This is a genomic window from Mucilaginibacter sp. (assembly GCF_965201005.1).
GTDB lineage: Bacteria > Bacteroidota > Bacteroidia > Sphingobacteriales > Sphingobacteriaceae > Mucilaginibacter_A.
The window spans coordinates 3,131,433-3,147,530 of the sequence record NZ_OZ241747.1 but is presented as its reverse complement, the minus strand read 5'-3'; the positions used below and the strand labels follow the sequence as shown (position 1 = coordinate 3,147,530).

The window sequence follows — 16,098 nt, the reverse complement described above, 5'->3', positions numbered from 1 at the left end:
AATTGTCAAATAGCGGTCAGGCTTTTCAGGATAGTTTCTACAATCGGCACCAGTTCTTTTGGGTTTTTGACCAGTATATTGGTTACTTTTAAACCCTGCATGTTGGAAAACAGGTATAAGGCCAGTTCTGCCGGGTTTTTTTCAGAAGGGATATCGCCCTGCTGCTGCCCTTTGATTACCAGCACTTTTAATAGCTGCAAGGTGGATGTTTTGGCATCATCTGCAAACTGACGGACAGCGGGGTTAGTTTGTGCCAGTTCGGTAAATGAATCGACGAGCAGGCAACCCGATAGTTTTTTTTCCTGGAACTGTGGCGGCTGCATTACACAACCAAATAATGCACGGATCGCGGCCAGGGCATTACCGGCTCCGATGATACTTTCGCTGATGCGCGCTTGTTCGAAGTTCATATAATGTTTAAGCGCGGCAAAAAACAATGTTTCCTTATCCCCAAAGGAATTATAGATACTGGATTTGCCCAGCCCCATCACTTTTTCCAGGTCGCGGATAGACGTGCCGTTGTACCCTTTTTCCCAAAACAGGTTCAGGGCATTTTCCAGGGCTGTTTCTTTGTTAAACAATTCAAATTTGGGCATAAGTATTATAACTAACGTTACAAATATAAGAGTCAGTTTAAAATTAATTTGTTTGTTTTCGGGACAAAGGCATTATTTGCACATTGTTGGCTGCGTAGTAATCCTGTTACTGCATTATTGCCTGTCTTTTCTTTTTATTAGTTTTAGAGCCTGTTTAAATTTATCCAATCTATTTTCCATGCTTCTTTTACCACATAAAAAAATGAGGAAAAACCATGCTTCTTTTATCGGTATAAAATTGAAATACAAAATTTATAGGATAAAAGAAGCATCATAGATTTTTTTAATATAAATTTAACAGGCTTATAAATATTAAATCTTTAGTTAAATCATATAATGAAAAAAATAACGAGGCTTGTTTTGGCTGGGGTCATTTTGCCTGCCCTAACACTTGGGCAAGCTAAGGTCCGTCTCACGAATTACGTAAACCCATTGATCGGTACGACAGTTTTGACGGATTCTGCCGAGCTTGGCTATAATCCGCCCTGGCGCACCTGGAATGGCCTTGTGGGCCCGGCGGCCTGTGTACCGTTCGGCATGGTAGAGGCGGTCCCGATCACTACCTATGGCAGCGGTAGCGGCTATGAGTACGAAGTAAACACAATCAAAGCTTTCGCTCAAACCAGCGGTACCGATTGGGAAGGAGAGAACATCCCAATTATGCCTCTGGAAGGTAAAAATTTTACGGCCGATGATTTTGCCTCAACATACACGCACGCAAAAGAAACTGCACGCCCCGGATACTACCAGGTGCTGTTGGACCGCTACAACATCAACGCAGAACTTACCGCGACCAAGAGGGCTGCGTACTATAAATTTACCTATAAAGGTGGTCAAGACAAAAAACTTGCATTTGACCTTGTACATGCAGGCGGCGGTAGCAGTACCTGGGAAATAAACAAGGCAGGCGACAATATTGTTGTGGGAAGACAAGGCAGCCTTTATTTCTATGCCGTGATGAACCATAAGATCAAAAGTATCGACATCAGCAAACGCAATCCAAACCAACCTGATATACCGCGCAGTGGCCAGGGTGCAGGTGGCCAGCGAAAGCTTACCGGCAACATAGATATGCCTGTTATCAGTTTTGAAAAATCTGACAAGCCATTGGAAGTTAAAATTGGCCTGTCAAGCGTTAGTCCCGATGGTGCAAAACTTAACTGTACTACAGAAATAGCCAACAAGAACTTTAATCAGGTTTATAAAGAAGCTGACGAAAGCTGGGAAAAGCTCCTTAACCAGGTTAAAGTTACCGGCGGGACACAAAAGCAAAAAGTAATGTTCTATTCCTGCCTGTACAGGCAGTTCTGGTACCCGTGTGTCACCAGCGATGTGGATGGTAAAGTAGCTATTTATGAAAGAAGGAAGCACGTTCCGGGCGAAATTGTGTCTCCGGCAGCCACGCATACCTTAAAGGATACGATACCTGGGTTTGAAACTTATCAAAGCCCGGGGTTTTGGGACGTTTTCCGTACGCAACTTGTTGTTGTAGATATGCTGCAGCCCGAAGTAAGCAACAATATCATTAAGTCTCTTATTTTTACCGGAGAGCATTCCGGCGGATTTTTGCCCACTTCTTTCCATGGCGATTTCGCTTCATCTTACATAGCTGGTTCCTATCTGCGTGGCATAAGGGGCTACGATGTGCAGAAAGCATACCATTTGATGCTTAACAACGCTAATACACCTACCAGCAGCAGTGTAAGAGGTGCAAGGCCGCACAACGGTGAATACCTCCGATTAGGTTATGTTCCCGAAGCAAATATTCCGCATCCTACTACCGAAACCGTATCTACCGCAGGGACCACAAAAACGCTTGAATTCGCTTACTCAGATTATTCAATAGCACTAATGGCTAAAGCCCTGGGCGACAAAGGCACCTACAACACGATGATGAAGCGTAGCAAGAACTACAAAAACGTATTTGACCCTCAAACCGAATTGATGCGGGGCCGCCTGGCGGATGGAAAATGGTACGCACCATTCGACCCTCAGTATCCTTACTATGAATTTATGTACCGAGAGGCAAATGCCTGGCAGGCATCATTCTTTGTACCGCAGGATCCGCACGGACTTATAGCATTGTACAAAAGCCCTAAAGATTTCGAGCTTAAAGTAGATTCGCTTTTTTCTATTCCTTGGGGCGGATATGCAAAGGATAATCTTTCCTGCTTCCTTGGGCAGTTCTGTATGGGCAATCAACCTGATATCAACTACCCATACCTTTATTATTTCGTGAACAAACCAGCAAAATCACAAGCCGTGCTCAACACGCTGATGTCAAAATACTTTGGCATGGGCCCTGAAGGCCTGGCACTGGCTGGAATGGACGACCACGGCTCGCTTACAGGATTTTATGTATTTGCTGCCATGGGAATATATCCGTATTCGCCTGCAGACCCGGAATATATTGTGTCGGTACCCGTTTTTGATAAAATTGAAATGCAGCTTGGCGGTGATAAGAAATTTACCATCACCAAAAAAGGAGGAGGCAAAAATATTGACAAAATCACGATCGGCGGAGCTCCCCTTAAAGGATGGTTTGTTGATTACGATGATATGCGTAAAGGTAAAGGACTGGATATTTATACAAAATAATGCTTTAAAACAACGGGCCGGGAATTTTATCAAACACTATGCTCAGGATAGTCCTTTTATAAAATATTTCAACAACCTGTTTGATAAGCTTCTTTTATCACCTAAAAAATGGTGTGTATTTTATTTAAAAATTGATTTAAACTTTAATAGCCTGTTTCAATTCATTTTGAAAAAAGCATTGTGCTTCTTTTATGCCCGTAAAGTTTGTTTTCCAAATTTAGGCCGATAAAAGAAGCATGTGGATTTCCAGTTTTTAGGCGATAAAAGAAGCATTACATTTTTTCTGATATAACTTTTGAAGAGGCTTTAAGGCAGTTACACTTGCTGTCCAGGTTTGCAAACCCCCGGGCAGTAACCTAAAAATCCTAAGACCTTTCATATCAATTCATCCCCAAGCCTTCCTCAAAAACCGGATCCAATTACCAGATAAAATATTTTTGACATCTTCTGTGGAAAAGCCTCTTTTGATCAATAAATCCTCCATTTTCTGCAGATCGGCAATCGTTTCCAAATCGTACGGGCATTGTTCGCGGCCAAAAGCGCCGTCAAGATCAGACCCGATGCCCACATGCAAACAATTTCCCGCAAGTTGGCAAATATGGTCCAGATGATCGATCATCACCTCCAAATTACAGTTCATCGCTTTTGGGTCTGATTGCCCGCGGACCCAGCCGGGCACCATCATCCACGCATCCAGCGCGCCGCCAATCACGGCACCACGATCGATCAACGCTTTAATTTGTTCATCGCTGAATTGCCGGTTGTGGTCCACCAGTGCGCGGACATTGTTGTGGCTCGCCCAAACCGGGCCGTTAAAATGGTCTAAAGCTTCCCAAAAACTGTCATCGCACAAATGCGTGGCATCCAAAATGATGTTCAGTTCTTCCATTTTCCGCAACAGTTCATGGCCTTTTTCGCCCATAAAACCGGTTGCATCCGTACCTTGCGCGTATCTGCCGGGCCCGTAATGCGCCGGGCCGACCGCGCGCAAACCATCAACATAAGCCTTTTCCAAATGCGCCATGGAAATGATGGAATCCGCGCCTTCCAAACTCAAAATATAACCAATTGGTTTCTTTTCTGCGGAGAGGGATGCATTTTCCCACAAAACCAAATGCCTGTCCAGCGTTTCCAAATCATTGATCTGCACCATTTCGCCCGCAAATTCCATGGCTTTGTAAAATGCCAACTGCCCTTGCGTTTGCGCCCAGGCCTGCTCCGGCGAGTGCCAGCCCGGAAGCGGATTGCCCGACGCAACATAACGCGCAATTTGCGTGGCCACAACCAAACCAACGTTCCCTTTGCGCAGTTCCGGCAGCGAAACGGTGGCTTTTCCGCGATCAGGTTTATCGGTCAAACCTTGTTCGCGCGCATTGATTTCGGCTACAGATTTTGTGAGATCGCGGTTCCATTCCATCGCGTTCATACTCAAATCGAGGTGTGCATCAACAATAAACATGCTGTTTTTATAAGGTAATTTTTCGGTTCCGGGCCAAAGTTTCCCAGCTTCCGGTTATTTCATGGTTTTCGATCGTTACGCCAAACTGATGCAGCGCGACCGTTGGGCAAATGTGGTAAGGCAGGCCGTACAAAACATCGCCGATTTGATATCGATGGTTTTCACCTGCTTCGGCCACCAAATGTTCTTCGCTTTGGGAAATAAGTTTCAATTCCGGCGCGTTCAAAAAACGGACACGTTGCTGCAGGCCGTTTTCTGCGGAGATGGATTTGTGACCAAGATCCAGGCAAATTTTTGTTTCGTCCGGCAGCGAAATCACCCGGCAAACCACCAAAGCGGCCGGCAAAAAAGGCTGTTCGGCGAAGTGGGACTGATAGCCATCGTCCCAGTAAACAAACGTCCCCGGGCTGCATTCTACATCAGTTTCTTCAGCATAAAACGGGAAAGTTGGCGTTCCTCCGGCGATAATTTTGGGCTTGTCAAAACCTTTTTCCATAATTTCTGCCGATACTGTTTTTACCTGCATAAAAACAGTATGCCATTCTTTTCTGCGGATTTCAACGTCCGGTTCATGGATGTGGCCATCGTAAGCGTGCAAACCAACCGGGATCAATGCTTCTTTTATGGCACAAAAACCGTAAAATGCGGCGGCGTGTTTTGGGTCGATGCCAGTGCGGTCCATGCCAACGTTCAGATCAACATAAACCTTGATTTGGGTTGAACTTTGCCGCGCCGCTTCGTTCAGTTTTTCTGCGGAAAATTGATTGTCCGCCAAACAGGAAAAACTGGTTTCGGGAAACTTTTGCATCAAGTTTAAAAACCGTTCCACATTGGCACCAACCGGCTGATATGCCAATAAAACGTCCGGCACTTTCGCCATGCCCAGCATTTCCGCTTCGGCAATTGTGGCACATTTAAACTTACGGATTCCGGCAGAAAGCATCATCAAAACAGGCTCAATGGCTTTGCAGGTTTTGATGTGCGGCCGCAAACGGCTGACATGGTCGATTTTGCTAATCAATAAATCAATGTTTTGCCGAACGCGGTTTGGGTAGATTGCCAATGCGGGCGTTTGCAGGTTTTCGGTGTGGCTGATTTGGTACCAGGAAGATTCGGACATGCTGTTTTTATCGGTATAAAATCATCTTTTGTCTAAGCAACTTTTAATCCTTCAATCCGCTCAAAATGCTTTTTGTTTAAAGTTGAGATGGGCAAATTATGTGTGATGCAAGTAGCTGCAATAAAAATATCTCTAAATTCAATGAGTTGGTTTTTGGCTTTTAGCTGAAGATAAATTTCAGCTGCTTTAAGTGAAGCCGGATAAGTAAATGGAAGAACAACTAAATTACGCGTAACTAATTGTATGTCAAGCTTTTTGTCTATTGAGTTTGCACCTATGTATAGCTCATACAAAGAAACCGTAGAAATAAATAATTTCTCTTGATTTGGAATATTATATAATATCGTTGCAGACTTATTTTTAGTTCTTATATATTGAATAATGATACTGGTATCAATTATCATTCTTGTAGCTCAGTCTTGTTTAAATGCTCGATTGTTTCTTCAAAGATTTTCACTTCTTCCTCACTCCAGGTTGAAACTTGAGCTAAATCTTTTCGATAAGCTTCCATGTCCATTTTTTCCTGTTCGATGGTTACGCCTAATTCTTTTAACAATTGCTTTACCAATTGACTTTTTTCTTCTGGTACGTTGATGATGAGCTTTTCCATATCTCAAATTTAATAAAATATTGTTGCTGGCTGATACTGTTTTTATCAGGTAAAAATCATCAATATTCAGAATCACCATAATTCCATCAGCGCTTCAATTTCCACCGGAATGTTATCTGGAAGCGAACCAAAACCTACTGCGCTGCGTGTGCCGATGCCGTTTTCATCGCCCCAAACCTGCGCAAAAAGTTCGCTGCAGCCGTTGATAATGTACGGATGTTTTTCAAAATCCGGCGTACAGTTGACCATGCCCAAAACCTTGATAACGCGCTTAACTTTATCCAAACTTCCTAAATTTGTTTTAATGGTTGAAAGCATCGTTAAACCAACCTGCCGAGCGGCCAGTTTGCCATCTTCCATGCTGATCGTGTCTCCGATGCGGCCAATGATCAGACTTTTATCTTCCCGAACCGGGCCATGGCCGGAGAGATATAAATATTTTCCATCGATTAAAAAAGGTTTGTACACGCCCAGAGGTTTTGGTGCCGGTGGCAAAGTTAAGTTGAGAGGTGCAAAACGCTCGTCGGCAGTTAAATTTTCCATGCTGTTTTTATCGTTATAAAATGCTGTTTAAAATGATTACGCCCATTAAGCCAACCACGGAAACAATAATTTCCATGAGCGACCAGGACAAAAAAGTGTTTTTGATGCTGAGGTTAAAATATTCTTTAAAAAGCCAGAAACCGGAATCGTTAACGTGCGAAAAAGCCAGACTTCCTGCACCAACAGAAAGCACCATCAGGTTGGGGTTGGTGTGCGAACTAAGCATGATCGGCAAAATAAAACCAACCGTGGTTAAGCCTGCAATTGTGGCCGAACCAATGCAAGCGCGAATGGTGGCGGCAATAATCCAGCCTAAAATAAGCGGCTGGATGTGCAGGTTTTGCAAAACGGCGGCAAATTGGTTGTTGATGCCCGTATCCGTTAAAACCTGTTTCAGCGCGCCCGAACCGGCAATAATAAGCAGGATAGAAGCAATATCTTTTACGGCATCCGTGTAAAAACCCATCACTTTGGTCATGCTATTATGCTGAAAAATACCCAGCGAAAACGTAGCGTAACTTAGGGCGATGATCAGTACAACAGAAGGTGCAGCCAAAAAGCTGACCAAAGGATGAAACGGAGATTGCTGCGGTAAAAACAGCGTGGCAACGGTGGTTCCGATCAGCAATAAAACCGGTAAAACAGCGGTAAAAAAAGCGTTGAACGTGCCGGGCAGCTGGCTTTCGGGCAGTTCTTCGGCCACAAAAGACTTAAGCGGACTGGAAGGGATTTTTTTTAAAGTTGAAGAAAAAACCGGCCCGGCTATAATGATTGACGGGACCGCCAGTGCAACGCCATACAGCAGTGTTAAACCCATATTGGCATGAAACTGCGTAACCAGCGCGGAGGGCGAAGGGTGCGGCGGCAAAAAACCGTGCGTAACCGAAAGCGCGGCCAGCATGGGCAAACCAACGGCCACTGCGGGCAATTTATATTTGTAAACCACCGAGAAGATCAGCGGCACCATCAGCACAAAACCGATACCGTAAAAAAGCGGGATACCGATGATGAATCCGATCGTCATCATGGCCCAGGGAATGTTTTTTTGTCCGGCCGCGTTTACAATAATTGTGGCAATGCGCTGCGCTGCACCGCTTACGGCCACCAGTTTGCCAAACATCGCGCCCAATGTAATCAGGATTACGAGAGAAGACAAAATATCGCCGATGCCTTTTTCCATCGAGGCGGCGATTTTATTTAAAGGCAGGCCGAGGGAAATCCCGGCAAAAATCGAGATCAGCAAAAAAGCCAGGAACGGATGCACTTTTGCGATGCTGATGAGCACGATCAGGCCGGCAATGCTGAGGAATAGGATGAAGAAAACCATGAGGCGAAAAGGTTGGCGGAAGGTAAAACGATCTGCCGGGATTTCAAAAACTTATTTTTGCAGGTTGTTTGTTTGGATTTGCCGCAATGCTTCTTTTATCGGTATAATTTCATCAAATCAAAACCGGCTTTTGGTTTGTTCATCGCAAATAAACCGGCAAAATGGGTGTAGAAACAGAAAGAAAGTTTTTGGTTGATCCGCAGCAATGGGAAAAATTTGAAAAACCGGAAGGAAAGCCTTATCGCCAGGGTTATCTGGTAAACGAAAAAGATAAAACGGTGAGAATCCGGACGGCTGGAAATCAGGCATTTATCACCATAAAAGGTGCAACAAAAGGTTTTACGCGGAAGGAATTTGAGTACGAAATCCCGCAGGAAGATGCCCTGGAACTGCTGGAAAGTTTTGGTTTGAAAGGGATTGAAAAAACACGATACCGCGTTCCGCTGGGCGGAAAAGTTTGGGAAATTGATGTTTTTTCGGGCGAAAACGAAGGTTTGCTGGTGGCCGAAATCGAACTGGAAAACGAAAACGACACTTTTGAAAAACCGGGTTTTTTATTGCAGGAAATCAGCGATGATGCCCGTTATTACAATTCTAACCTGGTTTTGCATCCGTATAAATCCTGGAAAAATTAATGCAAAATAAAAAGGCCGATGCTGTTTTTATCGGCATAAAAACAGCATCTTAGCCTACCAATTAAACGATGATGAAGCTGCAAACCAGAAAAGATTTTATCAGAAATGCCGCTGCGCTAACCGCCGGTGCTGCTTTTATGCCTGGTTTTTTAACTGCCGCGCCGGTACAAAATGTGGGCATCCAACTCTATTCTGTTCGTAACGATATGCTGGCCGACGCGCCCGGAACGCTGAAAAAACTGGCGGCCATTGGGTTTAAAAACCTGGAATCTGCCGGAAGCGAAAAAGGCAGTTATTATGGTTTACAGCCAAAAGAATTTAAAAAAATTGCTTCGGATTTGGGGATGAAATTACTGAGCGGACATGTACACATCGACCCAAAAAACTGGCAGAAAACAGTGGACGAAGCTGCAGAATCCGGTCAGACTTATCTGATCTGCTCGGTAATGCCGAGCGAAGGCCAAACGGTAAGCAATTACAAACGGGCGGCAGCAGTTTTTAATAAATCTGCAGAAATTGCGGCCAAATCCAACCTGGTTTTTGGTTATCACAACCACGAATCAGAATTTGAAAAAGAAAATGGACAGGTTTTGTACGATGTTTTGCTGAACGAAACCGACCCGGCAAAAGTGAAATTTGAGATGGATCTGGGCTGGCTGATTTTGGCGGGAAGTGATCCGGCGGTGTATTTTAAGAAATATCCGGGCCGTTTCCCGCTGTGGCATTTAAAAGACATGAGCAAAACGGCCAGGCACAGCACCGAGTTTGGCAAAGGAGATATTGATTTGAAAGCATTGCTTGCCCAGGCCAAAGCAGCCGGCATGAAAAATTACTTTGTAGAGCAGGAAGAATATACGGTCCCGGCCTTGCAAGCCATGCAGTATGATTTTGATTTTCTGAAAAAACTGTAAAACCGATGCTGTTTTTATCGGCATAAATTCATCAACCTAAACCTGATCCTGATGAAAAACCTCAAAATATTTTTGATTTTTATAAGCCTGCAATGCTGTTTTACGGCAGCCAATGCACAAAAGCAGTTTAAAGTGTTGCTGGTTACCACTACGCGCGGCTGGCACCACGAATCTATCCATGCCGGCGTGCTGGCTTTGCAGCAAATGGGCGTGCGCAATTTTTTTGATGTGGTTTTGTGGGAAGATCCGAACGGTTTTACAGATAAATATCTGGAGCAGTTTCAGGCGGTGATTTTTTTGAATACAACGGGTGATATTTTCGACGAAAAACAACAAAAAGTAATGGAGCGTTTTATTCAATCCGGGAAAGGTTTTGTAGGCATCCACAGTGCTTCGGATACAGAATACGATTGGGATTGGTACACCAAACTGGTTGGCCGCATGTTCCATATTCATCCAACTGTGCAAACGGCAAAAATGAAAGTTTTGGATGCGAAGTTTCCAGGTTTACAAGGTTTTGCAAACGGTAAATTATGGACCGAAGAATGGTATGAATTTGGTCCGGAAAAAACAACCGGCTTAAATTACATTTTAGGCGTAGATGAAACCACCTACAACCCGAAAACAGATTGGGGCGCCAGAGGAAAAGGGCAGGGAATGGGCGCGTTGCATCCGCTGGCTTGGTACCACAATTACGATGGCGGCCGCGCGTTTTACACCGCTTTGGGCCATTTGCCAACCAATTTTAGCGAACCTGCTTTTCTAAATCATTTGTATGCCGGAATATTTTGGGCGGCAACCGGAAAAAAATAGTTTTGATTGATTGCTGAGATCAATCTCAATTAATAAAATTTGTTGGGGCACTTGAATGATCGGCCAAAAGATTATTCGGCCAGATATTACTTCGTATTATTAGGGTTTTTAGCAATGTTATTGGCATAGATCACAATACCTGCACCGAAAACAATCAATCCCCCAAAAAATATTGCTGCATTAGCCGAGATACCATTAGTAGAATCAACAGCATTATAAGAATGGGAAGGCGTTAAAACTAAAGTACAACCCAGTATCACAATACCACCCAACGCAATAAGAAGACCTAAAATTTTCATAATCATGTTTTAACTGCCACAAATATAATTATGTTTTCATAATTTCTGTTTCGAAGAATGGTTCCCGGCAAAAAAAAGTAGGATAAAAACAGTATTTCCCCTGCTTAACTATTATATGGTGATATTTAACCGGGTTTTTATAGCTGTTGGTTCTGAATAGATTTTTTAAGATTGCAACAATTATTACTTTTGTAAAATAATAATGATAATTCCTTCGGTGCAAACTCCATTTGCCAACGTAAACTAATTGAATGACAGAATTTAGTCGGAAAAAGAAGTATGCTCAATTCATTCAACTGCTAAAAGGTTTCAGAAAAAGCAGCATTCTTAAAGCCAAAAGCTACGAAATAATTTTGCTCTGGATACGCAACAACGTAACCCGGAGCCAGTTTTTGTTACTCTCGGGTATTTTGGTTGGCTTAACATCCGGTCTGGCAGGCGTTTTCCTCAAACTGCTGGTGCATTATATCGAATATCTGGTGCATGATAAGGTGCATTTTGAAGTACAGATTATTTACTACCTGGTTTTGCCGGTGCTGGGTATTTTCCTGGCCACGTTAAGTTCGATTGTTTTTTTTAGTACCGAAAAAAGGAAAGGTGTACCGGCTATTTTGTACGAAATTGCCCAGAATTCCAGCGTAGTTTCCGGCACTAAAATGTATTCGCAGATTGTGCAAAGCGCGCTTACGGTAGGTTTTGGCGGTTCGGCCGGATTAGAAAGCCCGATTGCTGTAACCGGTGCGGCCATTGGTTCAAACTTTGCGCGCACTTATAAATTAGATTACCGCGAACGTACCTTGCTGCTGGCCGCCGGTGCTTCGGCCGGTATTGCGTCAGCTTTTAATGCACCGATAGCCGGTATTATGTTTGCTTTTGAAATCTTGCTTACCGGTGTGGTTTTTACAGATTTCGTACCGCTGGTAGTGGCCGCTGTGATCGGGAGTTTGCTCTCCAAGATCATTTTGAACGAAGCTATACTTTTTCAGTTTCGCGCGCGCCATGCTTTTGATTATACCAATATTGCTTACTACATTATTTTAGGCATTATTTGCGGTTTATATGCCCGTTATTTTGTAATCGTTTCGCAGTGGGTAGAGCATTTCTTTAAGCATCTGCAACGAAGCCGGCTTCAAAAAGCAATCCTGGGTGGTTTAATGCTCTCCCTGCTTTGTATTTTGCTGCCGCCGCTTTTTGGCGAAGGTTATCAGTCTGTCAAAAATCTGGCAAGCGGCCGGGTTGAGGCGGTGGTTTCTACCAGCTTTTTGCAGTATTTTGCTTATCATCAATGGTTTGTACTGTTGTTTCTGGGCTGTATTTGTGTGTTCAAAGCGTTTGCCACTTCAATTACCATTTATAGCGGCGGTACAGGCGGAAACTTTGCGCCTTCATTAGTTTGCGGCGGTACGCTGGGCTTTTTTATTGCTTCGGTTTATGTGCAGCTGGGTTTCCCGAATGTACCGGTCAATAATTTGCTGCTGGTGGGGATGGCCGGTGTAATGAGCGGCGTGATGTACGCACCGCTGACCGCCATTTTTTTAATTGCCGAATCCAGTTCCGGCTATGATTTGTTTATCCCGCTGATGCTGGTCTCGGTGATCGCTTTTGTAATTGCCAAGTATTTTTCACCTATTTCCCCGGATTTAAAACAACTGGCAGATGATGGTGAGATTTTTACGACCGAGCATGACCGCAACCTGCTTTCGCTGCTTCATGCGCCTGATTTGATTGAAACCGATATCCAGACCATCGATGTAAATGCTTCTTTTGAAGAACTGCTGGAACTGATCAAAAAAGGCCACCGCAACATCATCGGCGTACTCGAAAATAAGGAAGAACTGGTAGGGATCATCACTTTGGACGATATTCGCCCAGTGATGTTCAACCACGAATTGTACAGCGAAATGGATGTGCAGCACGTAATGAAAGCACCGCCCGCCACCGTAGAAATTGCGGAAGATATGCGCAACGTGATCCGCAAGTTTGATGATACCAATACCTGGAATTTGCCGGTTTTGCAGGATGAAAAGTTTATCGGTTTTATCTCCAAATCCACTGTTTTAAACCAGTACCGCGAGTTGTTAAAAGGATATTCGGCCTAAAAACGGATGCTGTTTTTACCGGTATAAAATTGGTTTTTGTCGTTTCGGTTTTTTGTGGGAAGGAAACCTCGAATTAAAAATTTAACATAAAACCCGCCAGCACAACTCACACCAGTTTATAATAGTGAAAGCAAATTTTAGTTAGATAAAAGAAGCATTTGGTTTAAGCCCTACCTAAAGTTTTTTTTAAATCAAGCCTCTGATCCCACCGCTTTCAAACATATTCCCCGTTTTTTGATTGGATTGCTATATTTGCTTTTCAACACAAAGCATAAAAAGGATTTTATAAATTATATGTCTGAAAATACAGAAAAGCCCGAAAAAGTACACGTTCCGGTGGTTACGCCAGAATCACTTACTTTTTTAGAAAAATACATTAACAACTCATCGCCAACCGGTTTTGAAGCAGAAGGGCAGCAAATTTGGCTGGAATATTTAAAGCCTTATATTGATACACAATACGTGGATAATTACGGTACAGCGGTGGGCATCATCAACCCGGATGCAGCGTATCGTGTTGTAATTGAGGCACATGCAGATGAAATTTCGTGGTTTGTAAATTATATCACCAGTGATGGTTTGATCTACGTGATCCGCAATGGTGGTTCCGATCATCAGATTGCGCCATCCAAACGTGTAAATATTTATACCGAAAAAGGTGTGGTAAAAGCAGTATTCGGCTGGCCGGCGATCCATACGCGCGGCGGTGAAAAGGAAGAAGCACCGACACTAAAAAATATTTCGCTGGATTGCGGTTGCACTTCCAAAGAAGAAGTGGAAAAACTGGGCGTACACGTTGGCTGTGTGATCACGTATGAAGATGAGTTTATGGTACTGAACGATCGCTACTATGTTGGCCGTGCGCTGGATAACCGCATCGGTGGTTTTATGATTGCAGAAGTTGCCCGTTTATTAAAAGAAAACAACGTAAAATTGCCTTTCGGATTGTACATCGTAAACGCCGTTCAGGAAGAAATCGGGCTGGAAGGTGCCGCCATGATTGCCGAATATATTGAGCCGGACGTGGCCATCATCACTGATGTTACGCACGATACACAAACGCCGATGATCAACAAAGTTACGCAAGGCGATCTGGCTTGCGGCCGCGGCCCGGTGGTTTCGTACGCGCCTGCGGTGCAGCGGAACGTAAATAAATTACTGGTCGAAACTGCCGAAAAAAACAATATTCCGTTCCAGCGGCAGGCTTCTTCGCGGTCAACCGGCACGGATACCGATGCGTTTGCGTACTCCAACACGGGCGTTCCTTCGGCTTTGATTTCGTTGCCGCTGCGCTACATGCACACTACGGTGGAAATGGTACATAAAGAAGATGTGGACAACGTGATCAGCCTGATCTATCAAACTTTACTGAACATTCAGGACGGTCAGGATTTTAAATATTTCAACATAAAACCATAACTTTTAGGGGATAAAAACAGTATGATGCTGTTTTTATCCCTATAAATTTCAAACTAAAAAATTCAATTCAACATAAAAAAATGAAACCTACACTCTTAATACTGGCAGCCGGAATGGCCAGCCGTTACGGCAGCATGAAACAAGTGGACGGCTTTGGCCCGAACGGCGAAACCATTATCGATTATTCTATTTATGATGCGATCAAGGCCGGTTTTGGCAAGATCAGTTTCATCATCCGCGAAGAATTTTTGGACAGTTTTAAATCGAAATTTGAACCTAAACTGAACGGTAAAATCGAAACCGAATACGTTTTTCAAACTTTCAACCTAAAACCTTATGGCATCGATCAGGAAATTGAACGTGCAAAACCATGGGGAACGGCACATGCGGTTTTAGAAGCGAAAAACCAGGTTCAGGAGCCTTTTTGTGTGATCAATGCGGATGATTTTTATGGCGCCGAAGCTTTTGAAAAAATGGCTGCGTTTTTGACCGGCGAAGTTTCCGATAATCATTTTTCGCTGATGGGTTACCGGATGGACAAAACTTTATCAGAAAACGGTTCGGTTTCCCGCGGTGTTTGTAAGGTTGACGAAAATAATAACCTGATCGAAATTAATGAGCGTTTGAAAGTTTACGAAAAAGACGGCCAGATCGTGTATGAAGAAAATGGTGTAGAAACGCCTTTGCATGAAGATCCGCGCGCTTCGATGAATTTCTGGGGATTTTCTCCGGCGATTTACGGTTTGATGGAACCCCTGTTCAAAAAGTTTGTGGAAGCTAATTCGGCTGATCCGAAATCAGAATTTTTGTTGCCAAAAGCAGCAGATGAATTGATCAAATCCGGACAGGCATCTTTTAAAGTGATCCCCACTTCGGCACAATGGTTTGGCGTAACTTACAAAGAAGATAAACCGGTCGTTCAGCAAAAAATATCAGAACTGGTACAAAACGGCACTTATCCAAGCAATTTGTGGAAATAAGCTGATTGTTAAGTTTTACCCTGTAAAAGAAGCACGCTTCTTTTACAGGGTATTTTTTAGTCAATTATAATTCTTAAAAAAGCCTCACCATAAATCCATCTTCAAAAGAGAAGGATTTAGGGTGAGGCTTACCTGTTTCTACTTTTTCTTCAATAAATGCTGGCCCACCGTAACCAATAATCCAACCGTTTTTAGCATCCGATCGCCGGGTGTGCTTTTTTTATGCAGATATTTTTGCAGATAATGGCCGGCAACGGTAACTGCAAGGGCAGAAGCCCCGCCTAAAATCAAACCTTTAAAAGCACCGCCTTTGTTGGCACGGTAAATCCCGGCACCGGCCATCGCCCCGGAAGCAATTTTGCCGAAAGAATTCCTCGAAAGTAACCTGCCGTTTGGGTTGAGCGGCAATTTAGGGTTTTTAGCACCGGAAGGAGACAAAACTTTGGTGATGACCGTGTTTGCCAAAGATTTTTTGCCACTGACTTTTGGCTTGTTTAAAAAGCTTTCCGGTCCTTTATCTAAAAAATAGCCAATCAATGTTGGGGCAACCACACCGCGTAATCCGGCTGCTGCGCCCATCCCGATTGCCTTTGCAATGATTTTCTTGTTGTTCATGGTTTTAATTTGAGGTTAAACAGCCAGAATGCCAGTTAGTTTGCCGGTTAAAACTTACTTAAATTTAGTTCATT

Annotated in this window: 16 protein-coding genes; 7 read left to right on the top strand and 9 right to left on the bottom strand. The window is 43.6% G+C overall.

Annotated elements, in window-relative coordinates:
* Nucleotides 1–5: 5 nt before the first annotated feature.
* Entirely contained in the window at nt 6–596 is a 591-nt protein-coding gene (locus tag ACOFKR_RS14415; protein WP_419801505.1) for a TetR/AcrR family transcriptional regulator, read from the bottom strand.
* A gap of 336 nt (nt 597–932) precedes the next feature.
* Here ACOFKR_RS14415 and ACOFKR_RS14410 point away from each other — a divergent pair, with 336 nt between their 5' ends.
* Entirely contained in the window at nt 933–3,194 is a 2,262-nt protein-coding gene (locus ACOFKR_RS14410) for a GH92 family glycosyl hydrolase (protein ID WP_419801504.1), read from the top strand.
* 385 nt (nt 3,195–3,579) lie between these two features.
* Here the strand turns inward: ACOFKR_RS14410 and ACOFKR_RS14405 are convergent, their stop codons facing one another.
* The 6 genes from ACOFKR_RS14405 to ACOFKR_RS14380 form a co-directional block, all read right to left on the bottom strand.
* Nucleotides 3,580–4,653, bottom strand: coding sequence for a dipeptidase (locus ACOFKR_RS14405; protein ID WP_419801503.1), 1,074 nt, complete (start codon nt 4,651–4,653; stop codon nt 3,580–3,582).
* Nucleotides 4,654–4,660: 7 nt separating this feature from the next.
* Complete coding sequence (locus tag ACOFKR_RS14400) at nt 4,661–5,773, bottom strand: D-TA family PLP-dependent enzyme (RefSeq protein ID WP_419801502.1); 1,113 nt, start codon at nt 5,771–5,773, stop codon at nt 4,661–4,663.
* Between the two features lie 32 nt (nt 5,774–5,805).
* Nucleotides 5,806–6,177: a type II toxin-antitoxin system VapC family toxin gene (locus ACOFKR_RS14395; RefSeq protein ID WP_419801501.1), complete on the bottom strand. Its 372-nt coding sequence runs from the start codon at nt 6,175–6,177 to the stop codon at nt 5,806–5,808.
* Nucleotides 6,174–6,383 carry a hypothetical protein gene (locus ACOFKR_RS14390; protein ID WP_419801500.1) on the bottom strand — a complete coding sequence of 70 codons (210 nt, stop codon included), beginning with the start codon at nt 6,381–6,383 and terminating at the stop codon, nt 6,174–6,176. The genes ACOFKR_RS14395 and ACOFKR_RS14390 overlap by 4 nt, the downstream gene beginning before the upstream one ends.
* A gap of 72 nt (nt 6,384–6,455) precedes the next feature.
* Nucleotides 6,456–6,926, bottom strand: coding sequence for a RidA family protein (locus tag ACOFKR_RS14385; protein ID WP_419801499.1), 471 nt, complete (start codon nt 6,924–6,926; stop codon nt 6,456–6,458).
* A 13-nt stretch (nt 6,927–6,939) separates the two neighbouring features.
* A complete protein-coding gene (locus ACOFKR_RS14380) occupies nt 6,940–8,253 on the bottom strand; it encodes a gluconate:H+ symporter (protein ID WP_419801498.1) in 1,314 nt (437 codons plus the stop codon).
* Nucleotides 8,254–8,414: 161 nt separating this feature from the next.
* Here ACOFKR_RS14380 and ACOFKR_RS14375 point away from each other — a divergent pair, with 161 nt between their 5' ends.
* From ACOFKR_RS14375 to ACOFKR_RS14365, 3 genes are all read left to right on the top strand, one after another.
* Nucleotides 8,415–8,888, top strand: a complete 474-nt coding sequence (locus tag ACOFKR_RS14375; protein ID WP_419801497.1) for a CYTH domain-containing protein — start codon at nt 8,415–8,417, stop codon at nt 8,886–8,888.
* 68 nt (nt 8,889–8,956) lie between these two features.
* Nucleotides 8,957–9,799, top strand: coding sequence for a sugar phosphate isomerase/epimerase family protein (locus tag ACOFKR_RS14370; RefSeq protein ID WP_419801496.1), 843 nt, complete (start codon nt 8,957–8,959; stop codon nt 9,797–9,799).
* A 51-nt stretch (nt 9,800–9,850) separates the two neighbouring features.
* Nucleotides 9,851–10,612, top strand: a complete 762-nt coding sequence (locus tag ACOFKR_RS14365; protein WP_419801495.1) for a ThuA domain-containing protein — start codon at nt 9,851–9,853, stop codon at nt 10,610–10,612.
* Nucleotides 10,613–10,698: 86 nt separating this feature from the next.
* On the opposite strand, the gene ACOFKR_RS14360 is transcribed toward ACOFKR_RS14365, so the two are convergent.
* Nucleotides 10,699–10,911: a hypothetical protein gene (locus ACOFKR_RS14360; protein WP_419801494.1), complete on the bottom strand. Its 213-nt coding sequence runs from the start codon at nt 10,909–10,911 to the stop codon at nt 10,699–10,701.
* Between the two features lie 251 nt (nt 10,912–11,162).
* Here ACOFKR_RS14360 and ACOFKR_RS14355 point away from each other — a divergent pair, with 251 nt between their 5' ends.
* From ACOFKR_RS14355 to ACOFKR_RS14345, 3 genes are all read left to right on the top strand, one after another.
* Nucleotides 11,163–13,010 (top strand): chloride channel protein, encoded by a 1,848-nt coding sequence (locus ACOFKR_RS14355; RefSeq protein WP_419801493.1) that lies wholly within the window; start codon nt 11,163–11,165, stop codon nt 13,008–13,010.
* A gap of 294 nt (nt 13,011–13,304) precedes the next feature.
* Nucleotides 13,305–14,429, top strand: a complete 1,125-nt coding sequence (locus ACOFKR_RS14350) for a M42 family metallopeptidase (protein WP_419801492.1) — start codon at nt 13,305–13,307, stop codon at nt 14,427–14,429.
* Between the two features lie 80 nt (nt 14,430–14,509).
* The gene (locus ACOFKR_RS14345) at nt 14,510–15,409 is read left to right on the top strand and encodes a nucleotidyltransferase family protein (RefSeq protein WP_419801491.1); all 900 of its coding nucleotides are present in this window, start codon (nt 14,510–14,512) and stop codon (nt 15,407–15,409) included.
* Nucleotides 15,410–15,547: 138 nt separating this feature from the next.
* Here the strand turns inward: ACOFKR_RS14345 and ACOFKR_RS14340 are convergent, their stop codons facing one another.
* Entirely contained in the window at nt 15,548–16,024 is a 477-nt protein-coding gene (locus tag ACOFKR_RS14340) for a hypothetical protein (RefSeq protein WP_419801490.1), read from the bottom strand.
* Nucleotides 16,025–16,098: the final 74 nt, after the last annotated feature.

What these genes read in the sequence shown, in the direction of transcription:
- ACOFKR_RS14350 (WP_419801492.1), top strand. Translation starts at nt 13,305, where the DNA reads ATGTCTGAAAATACAGAAAAGCCCGAAAAAGTACACGTTCCGGTGGTT.
- ACOFKR_RS14410 (WP_419801504.1), top strand. Translation starts at nt 933, where the DNA reads ATGAAAAAAATAACGAGGCTTGTTTTGGCTGGGGTCATTTTGCCTGCC.
- ACOFKR_RS14355 (WP_419801493.1), top strand. Translation starts at nt 11,163, where the DNA reads ATGACAGAATTTAGTCGGAAAAAGAAGTATGCTCAATTCATTCAACTG.
- ACOFKR_RS14385 (WP_419801499.1), bottom strand. Translation starts at nt 6,926, where the DNA reads ATGGAAAATTTAACTGCCGACGAGCGTTTTGCACCTCTCAACTTAACT.
- ACOFKR_RS14360 (WP_419801494.1), bottom strand. Translation starts at nt 10,911, where the DNA reads ATGAAAATTTTAGGTCTTCTTATTGCGTTGGGTGGTATTGTGATACTG.
- ACOFKR_RS14380 (WP_419801498.1), bottom strand. Translation starts at nt 8,253, where the DNA reads ATGGTTTTCTTCATCCTATTCCTCAGCATTGCCGGCCTGATCGTGCTC.
- ACOFKR_RS14405 (WP_419801503.1), bottom strand. Translation starts at nt 4,653, where the DNA reads ATGTTTATTGTTGATGCACACCTCGATTTGAGTATGAACGCGATGGAA.
- ACOFKR_RS14340 (WP_419801490.1), bottom strand. Translation starts at nt 16,024, where the DNA reads ATGAACAACAAGAAAATCATTGCAAAGGCAATCGGGATGGGCGCAGCA.
- ACOFKR_RS14345 (WP_419801491.1), top strand. Translation starts at nt 14,510, where the DNA reads ATGAAACCTACACTCTTAATACTGGCAGCCGGAATGGCCAGCCGTTAC.
- ACOFKR_RS14370 (WP_419801496.1), top strand. Translation starts at nt 8,957, where the DNA reads ATGATGAAGCTGCAAACCAGAAAAGATTTTATCAGAAATGCCGCTGCG.
- ACOFKR_RS14390 (WP_419801500.1), bottom strand. Translation starts at nt 6,383, where the DNA reads ATGGAAAAGCTCATCATCAACGTACCAGAAGAAAAAAGTCAATTGGTA.
- ACOFKR_RS14400 (WP_419801502.1), bottom strand. Translation starts at nt 5,773, where the DNA reads ATGTCCGAATCTTCCTGGTACCAAATCAGCCACACCGAAAACCTGCAA.
- ACOFKR_RS14415 (WP_419801505.1), bottom strand. Translation starts at nt 596, where the DNA reads ATGCCCAAATTTGAATTGTTTAACAAAGAAACAGCCCTGGAAAATGCC.
- ACOFKR_RS14375 (WP_419801497.1), top strand. Translation starts at nt 8,415, where the DNA reads ATGGGTGTAGAAACAGAAAGAAAGTTTTTGGTTGATCCGCAGCAATGG.
- ACOFKR_RS14395 (WP_419801501.1), bottom strand. Translation starts at nt 6,177, where the DNA reads ATGATAATTGATACCAGTATCATTATTCAATATATAAGAACTAAAAAT.
- ACOFKR_RS14365 (WP_419801495.1), top strand. Translation starts at nt 9,851, where the DNA reads ATGAAAAACCTCAAAATATTTTTGATTTTTATAAGCCTGCAATGCTGT.